This window comes from Streptomyces niveiscabiei (genome assembly GCF_033794345.1).
GTDB lineage: Bacteria > Actinomycetota > Actinomycetes > Streptomycetales > Streptomycetaceae > Streptomyces > Streptomyces niveiscabiei.
In genome coordinates this window covers 38,342-54,924 of record NZ_JARAYJ010000023.1, presented here as the reverse complement: position 1 = coordinate 54,924, position 16,583 = coordinate 38,342, and the positions used below count along the sequence as shown (strand labels likewise).

Genomic DNA, 16,583 nt, shown 5'->3' with positions numbered 1-16,583 from the left:
CTTGATTGTTCTCCCGTCACGGCAAAGAAACCGCAACGCAACGGCCGGAACCGTAAAAAACAGGCCAGGTTCAGAACCCGGGGAGCCCCTGCATCGACCGCGCCAGCTCCCCGACCGCCACGACCAGCGGCGTCACCGGCTGCACGAAGTCGTTCAGCCGGGTCAGCGCCCGCCGCACCACACCGGGTTCCGGCTCCGGCTCCGCCAACTCCTCGCGCAGCCGCCCCAGTTCCCGGCTCGTGCCCTCCGGGTCGGCGAGCCGCTCCCGGTGCAGCGCCAGCAACTCCTCGACGCGGGCGAGGAGCTCCGCCGTACGCCCCGCGTCGAAGGACTGGAAGGACACCGCGCCCGAGTACGCCGTCGCGCCCGGGCCGATCGCCTGGTTGCCGACGTTGCTCGTGCCGCCGTACTGGACGACACCCTGGTTGATCACCGGGCCCTGCCGGCCTTCGTCACTCATGCTGCCCCCTCTACTTGGCCGCGCCGCCCGCCGGACTCGGCGCCGCCGCGCCGCCCGGCTGCTGCTTCGGGATGCCCTGGAGCGCCGTCGCGTTCGGGCCGACCGCCTGGTTGCCGACGAAGCTCGTCCCGCCCTGCTGGATGACCCCCTGGTTGAGGATGGTCTGCTGCTGCGCCCGGAAGTCGGTCGTGTCGTAGCCGTGCGCGTCGAGGAACTCCCGGATCGCCGCGAACGTGTGACGCTGGATCAGGGCGGTGACCCGCTCCGCGTCCAAGACCTGGAAGTAGTTCTGGTACTGCGGGTCGAGCGCCATCTCCCGCACGCTGATCCGCGCCCCGTAGTCGTACCCGGGGTCCTGCTCCATCGCCTTCAGCTCGTCGTCCATGCGCCGCGCGTGCAACTTGTCGAACTGCGCGTGGTGCCGGGCCCGGAACGGCGCCGCGAGCAGGGCGCCGCCCGTGCGCCCGATGGCGTTCACCAGCACCCCGCGCCGCGCGTCCGCCCCGAGCCCGGGGCCGCGCAGCCGGTCCACCGCGTGGTACGCGGCGAACACCGGGCTCATCACGTGGTTGTCGATGTGCAGTTGGAGCGTCTGGCTGGCCGTCGAGAAGTGCAGCAGCACACTCGGTACGACATCCCCGCCCCACAGCGGCACATGGACCGCGAGGTAGTGCCGGACGTGCCCGGTGGGCCGCAGCATGATCTGCTCGACCGCCTCCGGCGACAGCCGCGTCACCGGCACCAGCGTGTCGGCCCGCATGAACCGCTCGTCGTCCGTCAGCGTCGTCCCGTTGACGAAGACCCGGTCCTCGATCGTCAGCGAACCGAGTGCCTCCTCACCGGCGGTCGCCTGGATGCGGCGGCGCACATGCGCGATCAGCTCGGTCACCGTGAACGGCGTCGTCTCCAGCGGGCGCCCCGTGCCCGTCGGGTCGTCGGCGGGCAGCAGCGGCACGGTCAGCGGGTACTTGGAGACCGTCGCCGCGTACCCCATCCAGGGCGCGTACCCGCTGTAGACCGTCACGTTCCCGTTCTGCGCCTCGCCGATCGCCGCGATCCGCCGCGTGATCCAGTCCTTGCGGGGCGGCGCGGGCGGCGGCGCACTGCCGAACCGCTCGCGCGTCATCGTCGAGCGCAGCAGCCGGTCGATCCGCGTCTCGTGCCGCACGACCAGCGCGTACGCCGACGCCACCGCCCCGAACGACACCAGCGCGGCCGGGACACCGCCCCCGTACGCGCCCAGCAGCCAGGCGAAGAACCCCGGCAGCGGCGCCGAGGACAGCAGGACGGCGAAGTAGAGCGCGACCAGCGCGATGATCCCCGCCGAGACCGCCGCCCCCCACAGCACCTTGCTGTCGGGATGGTGCCGCCCGCGCGTCGACAGGCTCGGCTGCACCGGACGCTGCACGATCCCCAGATACAGCCCGGCCGGGATCAGCCACAGCGGCGCGACCAGCGCGACGGCCCCGAACGCCACGGACAGCCGCAGGTCACGCTCGTGCCGCAGCTTCTCGGCGTGCAGGCAGTGCAGCGTCACCGCGACCAGGTCCACGTCCGGCGACGGCGCCACCGCGCTCGCCTCGTCCGCGAGGACCTCGTCCACCACCCGGCGGGCGAAGTTCTCGTCCGTGTAGGCCGCCGCGCACAGGTACCGGGTGACATCACCCTTCGTACGCCCCAGCGGCATGCTCATCGGTACGGCGTTCCTCACTCCGGCCCCCTGTCTGCTCCTCGGACTCGACAACGCCCTCACCCTCCTGGCGGACACGGTCGTACGCGTTCCTGGCGACCCCCTGGTCAGCAGTGCGAGCAGGATGCCCGCGGCGAGGCCGAAGATGAGCCCCGAGCGGGCGAAGTTCTTCAGCACCGTCCCGTCGAACCTGATGCCCGAGGGGTCCGTGTAGAACAGTTCGGGGACGAGCCACAGGGCCAGGTACATCAGCTCCGCCGCCAGGACACCGCCGACGAGGCAGCGCAGCCAGCCCGGCAGGCGGGCCGGCAGCCGCGCCGGGAGCAGCAGGATGCCCGCGAACATCAGCAGGGTCAGCAGGTTGTTGCTGACCAGGTAGCCCATGCCGCCCATGTCGTCCGGGTCGTACTGCCACGACGGCGCGTACCCCGCGACGGCGAGCCACCTCGGGAAGCCGCCCTCGCGGTAGTGCTCGACGTAGTAGTCGTCGAGGGGGTCCCGCATCCACGGGCCGCCCACGGCGACCAGCACCACCAGCATCATCAGACGGCCCGACCTGGGCCCGCCCGCAACTCGCCATCGAGACACCGGCATTGGGGTTCCCCCGTCATCCCCGAAAACAGTGGCCGCACTCTATGGCATCCCCCGCCCCGCGCACCCCGAATCCGCAGAACCCACGTCGACTCCCCTCAACCCCCCGGCCGGACACAGCCGTTGCCGGCGGGTAGACGTGGACGGCGCCGGCGCGGACCGTCACGTCGAGCAACGCCCCCTCGGCCTGGACGCCGTGGTCGGCCAGGGATCCGGTCAGAGCCCAGTGCTGTCGGGCGATCTCGCTCGACCGCCCTGCCCGCCCGGCACAGCCCGGCCCGGACCGGGATTGCGGGCCTGCGCACAAGTCGTTTACAACCGCCACGTGTGTCTCATAGGTTGGACGGGCGTCCACTTCAATGGTCGTCAGGTGCTTCTTCCCCTGGAGTCCCCCATGCCTGTGCCGCCCTTCGCAGACCATCCCGCGCCCGCGCCCGAGCAGCGGACCGCGGTCGACAAGGCGCTGGTCCTCCTCAAGTCCCTCGCCGAGGAGGACGGGGACATCGGGGTGAGCGAACTGGCCCGCCGGGCCCGCCTCACCAAGTCGACGGCCTTCCGGCTGCTCGGCATCCTCCAGCGCAACGAACTCGTGGAGCGGGTCGGCAGCAACTACCGGCTCGGCACCCAGCTGTACGACATGGGCAACCGCGTCTACGGCCCGACCCCCCGCCTCCTCCAGGAACGGCTCCTGCCCTACCTCGCCGACCTGTACGAACTCACCCACGAAACCGTTCACCTCGCGGTCCTGCGCGGCACCGAGATCGTGTACCTCAACAAGATCCACGGCCACCGCGCCACCCGCTTCCCCTCCCGCATCGGCGCCCGCCTGCCCGCCTACTGCACCGGCGTCGGCAAGGCGCTCCTCGCCTTCGACCACGACGCCGCCGAGGCGGCCGTCGCGGCGGGCCTCCCCGCCCGCACCGAGTACACCCTCACCGACCCCGACCGGCTGCGCGCCGACCTCGGCCGCATCCGGCGCGAGGGCATCGCCTACGACCGCCAGGAGGTCGCCCTCGGCCTGACCTGCGTCGCCGTCCCCGTCATGGGACCCGACGGCCGGCCGGTCGCCGCGCTGTCCGTGGCCGGCGCCGACCACCGCTTCGACCCCGCCCGCTACGCACCCGCGCTGCGCAGAGTGGCGTACGCGGCGGGCCGGGTCCTCACCGAGTGGCCCGCCGCGTGACGCGGCGCCGTCAGCGTCTGCTCCTGTTGGTGCCCGAGCCGCCGCCGAGTTCCTGGTCGCGTTCGTAGCCCTCCTGGGCCCAGCCGGCGATCTTGCGCAGCTCAGCCTTGACCTCGTCCCAGGTCTTGAGGTAGCTGCCGATCGCGCGGATCTCCATCGGGATCACCTGGGTGCCCTCGACGGGGTGCGGGGGGATTCCCTTCATCCCGCCGAACACCTGCTCCTGGGACACCTCCGGCTTCCCCGTCAGCGCCGACTTCGCGTAGGTCTCCAGGCTCACCTCGTCCAGCTCGCCCACCTGGCGGGTGGCTCGGTCGAAGAAGGACAGCTTCTCGCCCTCCTTCTCCGTCTTCTCCTGGAATCCGGCCAGCCGACTGACGATGTGGTTGTTGTTGCGGCGCAGGTAACCCTGCACGTCCTCGGGGAGCAGCCGGTAGGTGTCGGTGAGGTTGGAGCGGGACAGGAAGATCGTCCTGTTCTTGATCTGGCCCTTGTCCTTCGGCTCCGCGACGTAGTCGGCCACCGCGGCGACCTGGGTGAAGTAGAGCTGGAGGAAACCGTTCAGGGTGTCTGTCTCGGACGTGTCCCGGTTGCGCTTCTTGCCGGCCGCCGAACCTTCGAACTTCGCGACCTCGGCCTCCGCGAACGGCCGTGCCTGGTTCAGCCGGAACAGCGCGCGCGGCTGGCGCGCGTTCGCGACGGCCGGAGCCTCCTCCCGGTAGTGGTCGAAGACCAGCGGGATTCCGGCCAGCGGCACACCGATCGTGTACTGGACGAAGAGCCCGTCACCCCGGCCCGGCTGCCCGGACCTCTCGGCGTAGCCCTGGCTGCTGAGCGTCACGCCCTCGGCGGCCGACAGGAGTTCCAGACCCACGGTGGCGTCCGCCAGCTGCGTCCCGTCGACCGCGTTGTAGAAGTCGTCGCGGACCCGCTTCATCTCGTCGACGATCCGGTCGAGTTCGTCCGGACCGGCGTCCCTCTTCGACCCCACAACCTGGACGGCACCGGACACGAACTCGATGTTGGAGTACGAACCGCCGCCGGCCCGCGACCTGCTGTCGGAGACGACCGTGAAAGCGCCCTCCGCTCCGGTCGCGAGATTCGTGTCACCGGGCAGCTTCGCCCCGGACCGGTCCCGCACCCGCTTGTCGACCTCGGCCTCGAACCCCTCCATGCGCTGCACGGACGCCCCATGGCTGTGCCCGTGGTGCGCGGGCGCGGTCTGCGCCGCAGCCGCCTCACCCACCGGACGGGACATCACCCGCCTGGCCGTCGCCTCGGCCTCCCGCTCGAAGCGGTCCGAGGGGTCGGAGACCGACAGCCCCGACCCGTTGTCCGTACCGGAGACCGGCCCCTGGCGCTGCTGCACGACGTGCGTCAGCTCGTGCGCCAGCGTGTGCGGGTCCCCGCCGCCCCTGCCGATGACGACATGGTTGCCCGACGTCCAGGCCCGCGCGCCGAGTTCGGCCGCCGAGCGCTGCGCGGCCTGGCCCGTGTGCAGGCGCACGTCGGAGAAGTCGTGGCCGAGACGGGACTCCATCTCGGCGCGGACCGGCTCGTCGAGCGGCTTGCCGGACGAGCGCAGCACGTCGTGCGCCGTCGACCGCTGCACCGCAGACTCCGCGGCCTCCGCTTCGCCGGACACCAACCGGCTCACCACCGCGTTGCCGACGCTGCGCTGCAACGCGCCCAGCACGGTCGCCGTCAGCAGCCGCGCCCGCGGGTCCGCCGCCCCGCCGCCCGGACTCCGGTCCGCTCGCGGGGCCTTGGCGGGCTTGCGGTCCGGCCGCTCGTGGGCGTGCATGGGGGGTCTCCGTCCAGCGTTCAGACAAGGGCCCCTCTGTCGTACCCGGCGCCGTCAGCCCAGGTCCAGGCCCCGGAGGGCAGACCTGGGGGCAAGACCGTTTCCTTCGGCGCCGCCGTACGGCACGCTCACCACGACGTGGACGACGCTCTCGCCGTCCAGCGACTCGTACACGTGCGGCCGGTCGCCGGGGTAGCGGACGGAGTCGCCCGCCGACAGCTCCACCGGGCTCTCCGCGGGGCCCACCCGGACCCGCCCGCTCACCACGTACAGGTGCTCCAGCGTGCCCACCGGATGCGCCTCCGACGCCCCGCCCGCGCGCGGCCCGACCCGCAGCAGATAGTTCTCGACGACCCCCGAGCCGTACACCAGGCCGAGCGCCCGCGACTCGAAGCCGGCGCCGCACTCCCACACCACCTCGTCGCCCCGCTGCACGGTGACCGACGGCTGCCGGTCCGCCACCAGCCGGGCCACCGGCACCCGCAGGGCCGCCGCGATGGCGAAGAGCGTGTCCACCGTCGGGTTGCCCGACCCCTGCTCCAGCCGCGACAGCGTCTGCTTCGCCAGCCCGGCCCGGCGCGCCAGCTCGGCCAGGGAGAGGCCGCGGCGCTCCCTGAGCAGCCGGATGTTGTGGGCCACCATGGCGTTCTCTGAGGACACCCGACCACTGTAGACACGCCCCCGCCCCCGGGCCGACGGCGAGAGCATCCCGTGCGCTGTCCGCCGGGAGCGCACCGGACTTTCCGGTACAACCGCCGCGTACGTGCCCACGCTCCGCCATCGCCGTGCCACAGTGCGGCACGACGGCGTGACCGCTGAATGTTCAAGGTCTTTGCTGAGGGCAGCCGGTAACGAGTTCTCCGAGGCACCCGGCCCGCCCGCCCCCGCGCGGCCCTCCTCACCGGCGGTTCGACAGGAAGGAACGCCGTGAACGGACACCCTGTAGGGGCGCACCCCCGACCGGAGCCGGTGGTGGCCCGATGAGGACCGTGACCGTCGGGACCGGCCCGGTCTCCTTCGCGGACGTCGTCGCCGTGGCCCGCGAGGGCGCGGGCGTCCGCCTCGGCGACGACGCCCTGTCGGCCCTGGAGAAGGGCCGCGCCCGGGCCGAGGAGCCCGCCGCGCGACCGGACGTGGAGTACGGCGGCCTCACCGGCTCCGGTGGCTTCGCCACCGAACGCGTCCCGCCCGCCCGGCCCGCCCGGCTCCAGCGGTCGCCGGTCCGCCCGCACGCGGCGGGCACCGGCCCCGAGGTCGAGCGCGAGGTCGTCCGCGGCACGATGCTGCTGCGCCTGTCCACGCTCGCCACCGGCCACACCGGCATCCGCCCCGCCACCGCCGGACTCCTCGCCGCCCTCCTGTCGGCCGGTATCACCCCGGTGGTCCGCGAGTACGGCTCCCCGGGCTTCTCCGGCGGCCTCGCCCCGTGCGCGCCGGCCCTGATGGGCGAGGGCGAGGTCCGTGACGCCTCCGGCACCCTGATGCCGGCCGCCGACGCGCTGGCCGCCGCCGGACTCACCCCGGTCGGCCTGCGCGAGAAAGAAGGCGTGTCCCTCCTCGTCGGCGTCGAGGGGATGCTCGCGCACCTGGTCCTCGCCCTCACCGACCTGAACCGCCTGCTGAAGACGATGGACATCGCCGCCGCCATGTCCGTCGAGGCGCTCCTGCGCACGGACCGCGCCTTCGCCCCCGAACCGCTCTCCTTACGCCCCCACCCGGGCGAGGCCCGCGCGGGCGCCAACCTCGTCGCCCTCCTCGCCTCCCACCGGGACCCCGACCCGGGCTGCCCCCGCGTCCGGGACGCCTACTCGCTGCGCCGCACCCCGCAGGTGCACGGCGCGGTCCGCGACACCGTCGACCACGCCGCGGCCGTCGCCGGCCGGGAACTCGCCGCCGCCGTCGACAGCCCGGCCGCCCCGGACGACGGGCGGGTCCGCTCCGACGGCGCCTTCCACAGCGCGCCCGTCGGGCACGTCCTCGACCTCCTCGCCGTCGCCGTCGCGGACGCCGCCTCGATCAGCGAACGCCGCACCGACCGGCTCCTGGACGTCGCCCGCGCCGGCGGCCCGCCCGGCGTCGACAGCGGCTCCATGATCGCCCAGTACACGCAGGCGGCGATCGTCTCCGAGCTGAAGCGGATCGCGGCGCCCGCGTCCGCCGACTCCGTCCCGCCCGGCGCGGCGGCCGAGGGCCACGTCCCGGCGGGCTGGGGCGCCGCCCGCACGCTGCGCCGCGCCGTCGACGGCCTCACCCGGGTCGTCGCCGTCGAGATCCTCACCGCTGCCCGCGCCCTGGACCTGCGGGCCCCGCTGACACCGTCCCCCGCAACGGCGGCGGTCGTAGCGCTGCTGAGGGAACGCGGCATCCCCGGCCCCGGCCCCGACCGCTATCTGGCGCCGGAGATCGAGGACGCCGTGGCCCTGATCGCCTCCGGCGCCGTCATCGACACCGTCGAGCCCGTCACAGGAACGCTCTCATGAGCCCACAGCCCGGCCCCGCGCCGCTCGCTCCGCGCCCCCGCCCCGCTCCGGGAACCCGGGGGCGTGAGCCCCGGTCCGTCGAGGTGGCCCGTACCGGGCTCCCGCGCGTCGACCGCCCCCCTCCACCCGCCGGACACCACCCCCACCCAGGAGCCCCCCGATGAGCACCGACACCGCCGCCCCCCTCTCCATGCGCCAGGCGTTCAACGGCACCGTCCTCGCCTCCGCGATCGCCGCCGCCGTCGAACTCGGCCTCCTCGACGTCCTCGACGAGGACCGCACCTGTGCCCTCGACGCCTTCGCCCGCGAGCACGGTCTGAGTTTTCGCGCGCTGCGGCTCATCGTGGACGCCCTGGAGGGTGCCGACGCGGTCGCCACCGTCGGCGACGGCGTCACCCTCGTGCCCGGCCCCCGCTTCAGCGAACTCTGGGAGAACAAGGGCTACTTCGTGTGGCTCGTCCAGGGACACGCCTCCCTCCTCGCCCGGGCCGGCGAACTCGCCCGCACCGGACGCGGCCAGGACGCCGTACGGCTGCGCGACGGCGCCGCCATCGCCCGCGCGGGCCGCGACTACGGCAACTTCCACGTCGACCCCGTCGTCGAACGGGTCACCGCCGGCCTCGACTTCGAGCGCGCCGCCGACCTGGGCTGCGGCAGCGGACGCCGGCTCGTCCGGCTCGCCCTGCGTCACCCCGGGAAGCGGTTCGTCGGTATCGACGTCGACGCGGGGGCGGTCGAGGCCGCCACCAAGGCCGTCGCCGACGCCGGGCTCTGCGACCGCGTCGAGATCGTCCACGGCGACGTCGCCCGCCTGGCCAAGGGCCGCCACCCCGGCGTCGACCTCGTCCTCTCCTTCTTCCTCGGCCACGACCTGTGGCCCCCGGCGGACTGCGCCGCCTCGCTCGGCCGGCTGCGCGAGGCGTTCCCCGACGTACGGCGCCTGCTGCTCGGCGACACCTACCGCTCCGACCTCAGCAACGACCCCGCCGCGCCCCTGTTCTCCCTCGGCTACGAGTACACCCACGCCCTCATGGACCAGCACATCCCCGACGTCGGCGAATGGGAGGACGCCATCGCCCGCTCCCCGTGGCGCCTCGACGACCGCACCGAACTGGACGTCCCCCACAGCTGCATCCTCCACCTCACGCCGAGAACCTGAGCCCGGTCCCCCGGCCGGAGCGATGACATCGTGGGGCCGAGACAGCGAGGGGGAACCCACACCATGACCGCACCGCGAGAAGAGACACAGATGCCCGCGACACCCAGCGACCTGGTCCGACCGCTGCCCGAACTGCTGCGCGGACACGCCGGGGCGCGCGGCACGAAGGTCGCGTTCTCCGACACCCGTACGTCGCTCACCTTCGCGGACCTCGACCTGCGCACGGCACGCCTCGGCGGCCACCTGGCCGCCCTCCTGCCGAGGGGCTCCCGGGTCGCGATCCTCCTCGGCAACCGCGTGGAGACCGTGGAGAGCTACCTGGGCGTCAACCGGGCGGGCTGCGTCGGCGTCCCCGTCAACCCGCACTCCTCCGACGCCGAACTCACCCACGTCCTCACCGACAGCGACGCCCTCGCCGTCATCACCGACACCGCCCACGCCGACCAGGTCCGCACGGTCCTGCCGCCCGGCGCACGGCACGTCATCGTCGTCGGCGAGTCCTACGAGGACCTCGTCACCCGCGACCCCGCCACCTCGGCCCGCGACGACCTCGGCCTCGACGAACCCGCGTTCCTGCTCTACACCTCCGGCACCACCGGCGTCCCCAAGGGCGTCCTGTCGACGCTGCGCGCCGTCCTGTGGAACACCGCCACCTGCTACACGCCGATCATCGAACTGTCCCCTGACGACGCGCTGCTGTGGCCGCTGCCCCTGTTCCACTCCTTCGCCCACAACCTGTGCGTGATGGCCGTGACCGCCGTCGGCGCCTCCGCGCACATCGTGCCCGGCTTCTCGGCCGCCGAGGTCCTCGACGAACTGCGCGCCCGCCCCCACAGCTTCCTCGTCGGCGTGCCCACCATGTACCACAACCTCGTCCACGCGGCCGGCCCCGAAGGGCTCCACCTCCCCGCGCTGCGCGTCTGCCTGGTCGCCGGCGCGGTCACCACCCCGCAGCTCGCCGCGTCCTTCGAGGCCGCCTTCGGTATCGGGCTCACCGACCACTACGGCAGCACCGAGACCAGCGGCCCCATGGCCACCATGCGCCCCGGCGGCGAAGTGCGGCCCGGTTCCTGCGGGCTGCCGCTGCCCGGGACCGGCCTGCGCGTCGTCGACCCCGCGACCGGCGCCGACGTCCCGGCCGGCACCGAGGGCGAGATCTGGATCAAGTCCCCGAACATCATGCTGGGTTACCACAACCGGCCCGACGCGACCGCCGAGGCCCTCAAGGGCGGCTGGTACCACACCGGCGACCTCGCCCGCCGCGACACCGACGGCTACCTCCACATCACCGGCCGCCGCGACAGCGTCATCATCCGGGGCGGCGAGAACGTCCACCCCACCGAGATCGAGGCCGTCCTCCTCAAGGTCCCCGGCGTCCGCGACGCCGCCGTCCTCGGCCTGCCCGACGAGGAGTTCGGGCAGGTCCCGGCCGCCCTGGTGGTGCCGGAACCCGACGGCGTGGACTGCGCCGCCCTGTTCGCCCGATGCCGCCGCGAACTCGCCCCCTTCAAGGTGCCCGTCGAGGCCAGGGCGGTACGCGAACTGCCCAGGACCGCCAGCGGGAAGGTGATCCGCAGACTGCTCCCCGGCCTGCCCGGCCGCCTCCTCGGCGTCTCCGGCGTCCACGAAGGACTCCAACGGGTCAGCGCGGGCGGCGAGTTGACGCCCCTGCCGGGCACCGCGCCGCTGCCGTCCCTGGCCGGCCGCGAGGTCGCGGTGACCGGCGGACGGCTCGCCGCCCTCATCGCCGGGCACCTGGTCGAGGGGCACGGAGCCCGGCACGTCACCGGGGAACCTCACGACCTGGCGGTCACCGTCACCGGCACCACCGTCACCGTCGACGGCACCACCCTGGTCCTCGCCGAAGGGCTCACCGACCGCCGTGTCCTCGACGCCCTCGACGTCGCCCTCGGCCACCCCGGCGCCACCCTCGTCACCGCCGCCCGCCCCACCGCACCCGAACGGCTCCCCGAGAAGGCCGACTTGACCGGCGCTTCCCTCGTCGACGTCGTCACCCGCGAGGTCACCCACGTCCTGGGCGACCCCGTCGGCATCGACCCCGACCGCGCCCTGCGCGAGTACGGCCTCACCTCCGCCGACGCCGTCCGCCTGCGCGACCGCATCGCCGCCGCCGTCGGGCTGACCCTGCCCACCACCCTCGTCTTCGACCACCCCTCGGTACGGGCCGTCGCCGCGTACGTACACGGCGAACTCACCGGCGCCACCGAGACATCGACCCCGACCGCCGTACACGCGGCGGCCGACGACGACCCCGTTGTCCTCGTCGGGCTCGCCTGCCGCTACCCCGGCGGCGTCACCACCCCCGACGAGCTGTGGCGCCTCGTCGCCGACGGGACCGACGCGATCTCCGGGTTCCCCGACGACCGGGGCTGGGACCTGGAGCGGCTCTTCGCCACGTCCGCCACCCGGCACGGCGGATTCCTGCACGACGCCGCCGAGTTCGACGCCGAGTTCTTCGGGATCTCCCCCCGCGAGGCCCTCGCCACCGACCCCCAGCACCGCCTGCTCCTGGAGACCGCCTGGGAGGCCCTGGAGCGCGCCGGACTCGACCCGGCCGCGCTGCGCGGCGAACGGGTCGGCGTGTACGCCGGGCTGATGCTCCACGACTACGTCAACGACATGGACCGGGTGCCCCGGGAACTGGAGGGCTACCTCGCCACGGGCGTGCAGGGCGGCGTCGCCTCCGGACGGATCGCCTACACCCTGGGCCTGCGCGGCCCCGCCCTCACCATCGACACCGCCTGCTCGTCCTCGCTGGTCGCGCTGCACCTCGCCGCCCAGGCGATCCGGCGCGGCGAGTGCCACCTCGCGCTCGCGGGCGGGGTCGCCGTGATGGGCACCCCCCAGGGCTTCCTGGAGTTCAGCAAGCAGGGCGCGCTGTCCGAGGACGGCCGGTGCAAGCCGTTCGCCGCCGGGGCCGACGGCACGGGATGGGCCGAGGGCGCCGGGATGGCCGTACTGGAGCGGCTCTCCAGCGCGCGCCGCGCCGGGCATCCCGTGCTCGCCGTGATCCGGGGCTCCGCCGTCAACCAGGACGGCGCCTCCAACGGTCTCACCGCGCCCAGCGGCACCGCCCAGCGCGAGGTGATCCGCCTCGCCCTCCAGGACGCCGGGCTCGGACCGGACGACGTCGACGCCGTCGAGGCACACGGCACCGGGACCCGCCTCGGGGACCCCATCGAGGCGGGCGCGCTGCTCGCGACGTACGGACAGGGGCGCGGCGCGCCGCTGTGGCTCGGCTCGCTCAAGTCCAACGTCGGACACACGCAGGCCGCCGCCGGGATCGGCGGGGTCATCAAGGTCGTCCAGGCGATGCGGCACCGGACCCTGCCCAGGACGCTGCACGTGGACGCGCCGACACCGCACGTGGACTGGGCGTCGGGTGACGTGCGGCTGCTGACCGAGAGCATGCCGTGGCCGGATCGGGGGCGGCCCGCGCGGGCCGCCGTGTCCTCGTTCGGGATCAGCGGGACCAACGCGCACATGATCCTGGAGGAGCCGCCGAAGGAACCCGCGGTGCCGGCCGGGCCCGAGCCGGAGGCCGTCGCCCTCACGCTGTCCGGGAAGTCGCCCGAACGCCTCCGCGACTGGGCCGCGCGGCTGGTCCCGGTCGCCCTGACCGTACCGCCCGGCGCCCTCGCGCACGCTCTCGCCGGACGCAGCCGCTTCGCCCACCGGGCCGTCGTCGTCGGCGGCGACCTCGCCGCCGGGGTAAGGGCGTTGGCCGACGGGAAGCCGGCCGCGAACGTCGTCGCCGGGGTGGCCGACGTCGACGGGAAGGTCGTGTTCGTGTTCCCCGGGCACGGGTCCCAGTGGGCCGGGATGGCCGCCGGGCTCATGGGCGAGTCCGTGTTCGCGGAGTCGCTCCTCGCCTGCGAGCGGGCCCTTACGCCGTACGTCGACTGGTCGCTCACCGAGGTGCTCGCCGATCCCGGGCGGCTGGACCGGGTGGACATCGTGCAGCCCGCCCTGTTCGCGGTGACGGTGTCGCTCGCCGCGCTGTGGCGGGCCCACGGGCTCGAACCGGACGCCGTACTCGGGCATTCCGTGGGCGAGCTGGCCGCCGCGTACGTCGCGGGCGCGCTGAGCCTGGACGAGGCCGCGCGGATCGTCGCTGTGCGGGGGCAGGTCATCGCCGGGCTCGGCGGCGGGACCGGCATGGTCGCCGTGTCGGCGGCGCCCGAGCAGGTGGACTGGCTGGTCGAGCGGTGGCCGGACCAGCTGTGGGTGGCCGGGCTCAACGGGCCGACGGCCACGGCCGTCGCCGGGGACGAGATCGCGCTCAAGGGGCTGCTCGCCGAGTGCGCGCTCGACGGGGTGCAAGCCCGGCGGGTGCGCATCGGGTACGCCTCGCACTCGCCCCGGATGGAGGCGCTGCGGGAGGAACTGCTGGAGCGGCTGGGGACGGTGCGGGCGGGGACGCCTTCGGTGCCGATGTACTCCACGGTCGATCTGGAGTGGATCGGTCCGGGCACGCTGGACGCCGAGTACTGGTACCGCAACCTGCGTGAACCCGTGCGGTTCCAACCTGCCGTCGAGCGGCTCGCCGAGGACGGGTTCCGGGTCTTCGTGGAGTCCAGCGGGCATCCTGTGCTGGCCTCCGCTGCCGAAGAGACGCTGGACGGCGCCGGCGTGAACGCCGTGGTCGTCGGAACGCTGCGGCGCGACGACGGTGGTCCCGCGCGGTTCCTGTCCTCCGCCGCCGAGTTGTACGTCCGTGGGGTGGACGGGGTGCGGCTCACGCCGGCCGGGCGGGCGGTTGCCCTGCCGTTGCCGACCACTCCGTTCCGGCGGCGGCGGTTCTGGCTGACGACCGGCGGGGCGGCGCGTACGGGGAGCGGGCATCCGCTGCTCGGGGCGTTCGTCGAGTCCGCGCGCAGCGGGGAGTCGGTGGCGACGAGCCGGATCTCGCCGGTCGAGCTGCCGTGGCTGGCGGACCACGCGGTGAACGGGACGTGCCTGCTGCCGGGGACCGCCCTGCTGGACCTCGCGTTGTGGGCCGGGGGCGGTGGGGTCGACGAGTTGGTCATCGAGGCGCCGTTGGTGCTGTCGCGGCAGGGTGCGGCCGAACTCCAGGTCGTGGTGGACGGCGAGCGGCGCACGGTCGAGGTGTTCTCGCGGCCGGACCAGCCGGGGGCGCGGTGGCGGCGGCATGCGCAAGGGACCCTCGGCGCGGGAGGAGCCGAGCCCTCGGGGGGCGCGCAGCCGGTGCCGTCCGACGCGGAGAAGGTCGACGTGGACTACGCGTCGCTCGCCCTGCGGGGGTTCGAGTACGGGGCCGCCTTCCGCGGAGTGCGGCAGCTGTGGCGGCGGGGTGACGAACTCTTCGCGGAGCTTCGGCTGCCGGAAGAGTCGCCGGGCGGGTTCGGCGGGGCCGGACTGCATCCCGTCCTCGGTGACGCAGCTCTGCACGCTCTCGCGTTCACCGCGGACCCGGCCGAAGGCGAGGTGCGGTTGCCGTTCGTGTGGCGGGACGTGTGGGCGGGGGAGCGGCAGGACACCGAGGCGTACGTCCACCTGGTGCCGAGGGGAGCGTCGGACGTCGACGTCAGCATCTTCACCGTCGCGGGGGAGCCGATGTTCCGGGGGACCCTCGGGATGCGGGCCGTCGCGCTGCGGGAGCTGACCGGGGCTGTGCCCACCGACTCCGTGTACCGGACGCGGTGGGTCGAACTCGCCGGTTCTGCGGGGGAGTCGGTGGTCTTCACGCCGCCGGCCGGTGATGTGCGCAAGGCTGTGCTGGACACGCTGGCCCGGCTTCAGCAGTGGCTGGAGGGGGATCAGGATGTTCCGCTCGCCGTCGTGACCCGGAGCGGGGATCTGGCGCATGCGGCGGCCCGGGGGCTCGTGCGGTCGGCCCAGTCGGAGCATCCGGGGCGGTTCGTGGTGGTGGAGACGGACGGGGATGCCCGGTCTTCGGCTCGTATCGGGGACGCGGTGGGCGCCGGGGAGCCGCATGTGCGGGTCAGCGGGGGGCGGTTGCGGAGGCCGGAGTTGGTCCGGGTCGCGCCGGGCCGGGGGGAGCGGCCTTCGCTGGCGTCGGGGACCGTCCTCATCACCGGGGGGACCGGGACGCTCGGGGCGTTGCTCGCGCGGCACCTGGTGAGTGAGTACGGGGTGCGGAGTCTGCTGCTGACCAGCCGTAGCGGGGGAGGGGAGGCCCTTGTGGAGGAGCTGCGCGGGCTGGGCGCCTCGGTCACCGTGGCCGCCTGCGACGCCGCCGACCGCGAGGCGCTCGCCGCCGCGCTGAGCCTCGTACCCGCCGAGCGGCCCCTCGTCGGTGTCGTCCACGCGGCCGGGGTCCTCGCCGACGGGGTCGTCACCGGGATGACCGCCGACCAGGTCGAAGAGGTGCTGCGGCCCAAGGTCGACGGCGCCCTCAACCTCCACGAGCTGACCCGGGACGCCGGCCTCGCCCTGTTCGTCCTCTTCTCCTCGGTCGCCGGGGTCCTCGGCAGCCCCGGCCAGGGCAACTACGCCGCCGCCAACGCGTTCCTGGACGCCTTCGCGGAACACCGCAGGGCCGAGGGGCTGCCGGTCCAGGCCCAGGCGTGGGGCCTGTGGGAGGAGATCTCCGGCATGACGGCGGCGGTCCGCGACCGGGACGTCCCCGACGGCGTGCTGCCGCTGCCGACGCCGTTCGCGCTGGCCCTGTTCGACGAGGCGCTGCGCCAGGACGAGGCGGCGCTGACCCTGGCGAGGTTCGACCTCGGCACGCTGCGTACGCGGGGCGCGGCGGGCCTGCTGCGGGGGCTGGTGCCCGCGACGCCGGCCACCGCGCCCGCCGTGGCGCTGCGGGACCTCGCCCCGGCCGAGCGCGCGGCCCGGCTGCTGGCCGAAGTCCGGTCGGTCGCGGCGCAGTTGCTGGGCCACGCGGACGCGGAGGCGCTCTCCCTGGACCGCAGCCTGCACGAGTTCGGCCTCGACTCCCTGACAGCGGTGGAACTCCGCAACCGGCTGAGCGCCCTGACGGGCCTGCGCCTCCCGGCGACGCTGGTGTTCGACCACGCGGAGCTGAGAGGGCTGGCGGAACACCTGGACGGGGAGCTGACGGCCGCGCTGGAGGCCGAGGTGTGAGGCGGCGGGCTTGAGGGGCGGGCCGGGACGCACCCCGCCGCCCCTCAGCCCCGCGGGCCACCCCGTCCACCCCACCCGATCCGCGCATGGTCGGATGACCGGATACGTACGTGCTCGT

Annotated in this window: 8 protein-coding genes; 4 read left to right on the top strand and 4 right to left on the bottom strand. The window is 74.0% G+C overall.

The features are described 5' to 3' along the window. Positions 1-70 precede the first annotated feature (70 nt). Both PV682_RS27830 and PV682_RS27825 read right to left on the bottom strand, forming a co-directional pair. Positions 71-460, bottom strand: coding sequence for a hypothetical protein (locus PV682_RS27830; protein ID WP_055720856.1), 390 nt, complete (start codon positions 458-460; stop codon positions 71-73). Between the two features lie 10 nt (positions 461-470). Then, complete coding sequence (locus PV682_RS27825) at positions 471-2,744, bottom strand: hypothetical protein (protein WP_319734543.1); 2,274 nt, start codon at positions 2,742-2,744, stop codon at positions 471-473. Positions 2,745-3,135: 391 nt separating this feature from the next. On the opposite strand from PV682_RS27825, the gene PV682_RS27820 reads away from it, so the two are divergent. Further along, positions 3,136-3,924: an IclR family transcriptional regulator gene (locus PV682_RS27820; RefSeq protein WP_319734542.1), complete on the top strand. Its 789-nt coding sequence runs from the start codon at positions 3,136-3,138 to the stop codon at positions 3,922-3,924. 10 nt (positions 3,925-3,934) lie between these two features. Here PV682_RS27820 and PV682_RS27815 read toward each other — a convergent pair whose 3' ends face one another. After that, positions 3,935-5,728 (bottom strand): eCIS core domain-containing protein, encoded by a 1,794-nt coding sequence (locus tag PV682_RS27815; protein ID WP_319734541.1) that lies wholly within the window; start codon positions 5,726-5,728, stop codon positions 3,935-3,937. 54 nt (positions 5,729-5,782) lie between these two features. After that, entirely contained in the window at positions 5,783-6,388 is a 606-nt protein-coding gene (locus PV682_RS27810; RefSeq protein WP_319734540.1) for a helix-turn-helix domain-containing protein, read from the bottom strand. Between the two features lie 320 nt (positions 6,389-6,708). Between PV682_RS27810 and PV682_RS27805 the strand changes: the two genes are divergently transcribed. The 3 genes from PV682_RS27805 (at position 6,709) to PV682_RS27795 (ending at position 16,465) form a co-directional block, all read left to right on the top strand. Further along, positions 6,709-8,208 (top strand): aromatic amino acid lyase, encoded by a 1,500-nt coding sequence (locus PV682_RS27805; protein ID WP_319734539.1) that lies wholly within the window; start codon positions 6,709-6,711, stop codon positions 8,206-8,208. Positions 8,209-8,368: 160 nt separating this feature from the next. After that, entirely contained in the window at positions 8,369-9,367 is a 999-nt protein-coding gene (locus PV682_RS27800; RefSeq protein WP_319734538.1) for a class I SAM-dependent methyltransferase, read from the top strand. A gap of 90 nt (positions 9,368-9,457) precedes the next feature. Next, positions 9,458-16,465, top strand: coding sequence for a type I polyketide synthase (locus PV682_RS27795; RefSeq protein WP_319734537.1), 7,008 nt, complete (start codon positions 9,458-9,460; stop codon positions 16,463-16,465). Positions 16,466-16,583: the final 118 nt, after the last annotated feature.

Bases quoted from the DNA above. Each gene is read 5' to 3' on its own strand.
- PV682_RS27830 (WP_055720856.1), bottom strand. From the start codon at position 460: ATGAGTGACGAAGGCCGGCAGGGCCCGGTGATCAACCAGGGTGTCGTC.
- PV682_RS27795 (WP_319734537.1), top strand. From the start codon at position 9,458: ATGCCCGCGACACCCAGCGACCTGGTCCGACCGCTGCCCGAACTGCTG.
- PV682_RS27820 (WP_319734542.1), top strand. From the start codon at position 3,136: ATGCCTGTGCCGCCCTTCGCAGACCATCCCGCGCCCGCGCCCGAGCAG.
- PV682_RS27815 (WP_319734541.1), bottom strand. From the start codon at position 5,728: ATGCACGCCCACGAGCGGCCGGACCGCAAGCCCGCCAAGGCCCCGCGA.
- PV682_RS27800 (WP_319734538.1), top strand. From the start codon at position 8,369: ATGAGCACCGACACCGCCGCCCCCCTCTCCATGCGCCAGGCGTTCAAC.
- PV682_RS27805 (WP_319734539.1), top strand. From the start codon at position 6,709: ATGAGGACCGTGACCGTCGGGACCGGCCCGGTCTCCTTCGCGGACGTC.
- PV682_RS27825 (WP_319734543.1), bottom strand. From the start codon at position 2,744: ATGCCGGTGTCTCGATGGCGAGTTGCGGGCGGGCCCAGGTCGGGCCGT.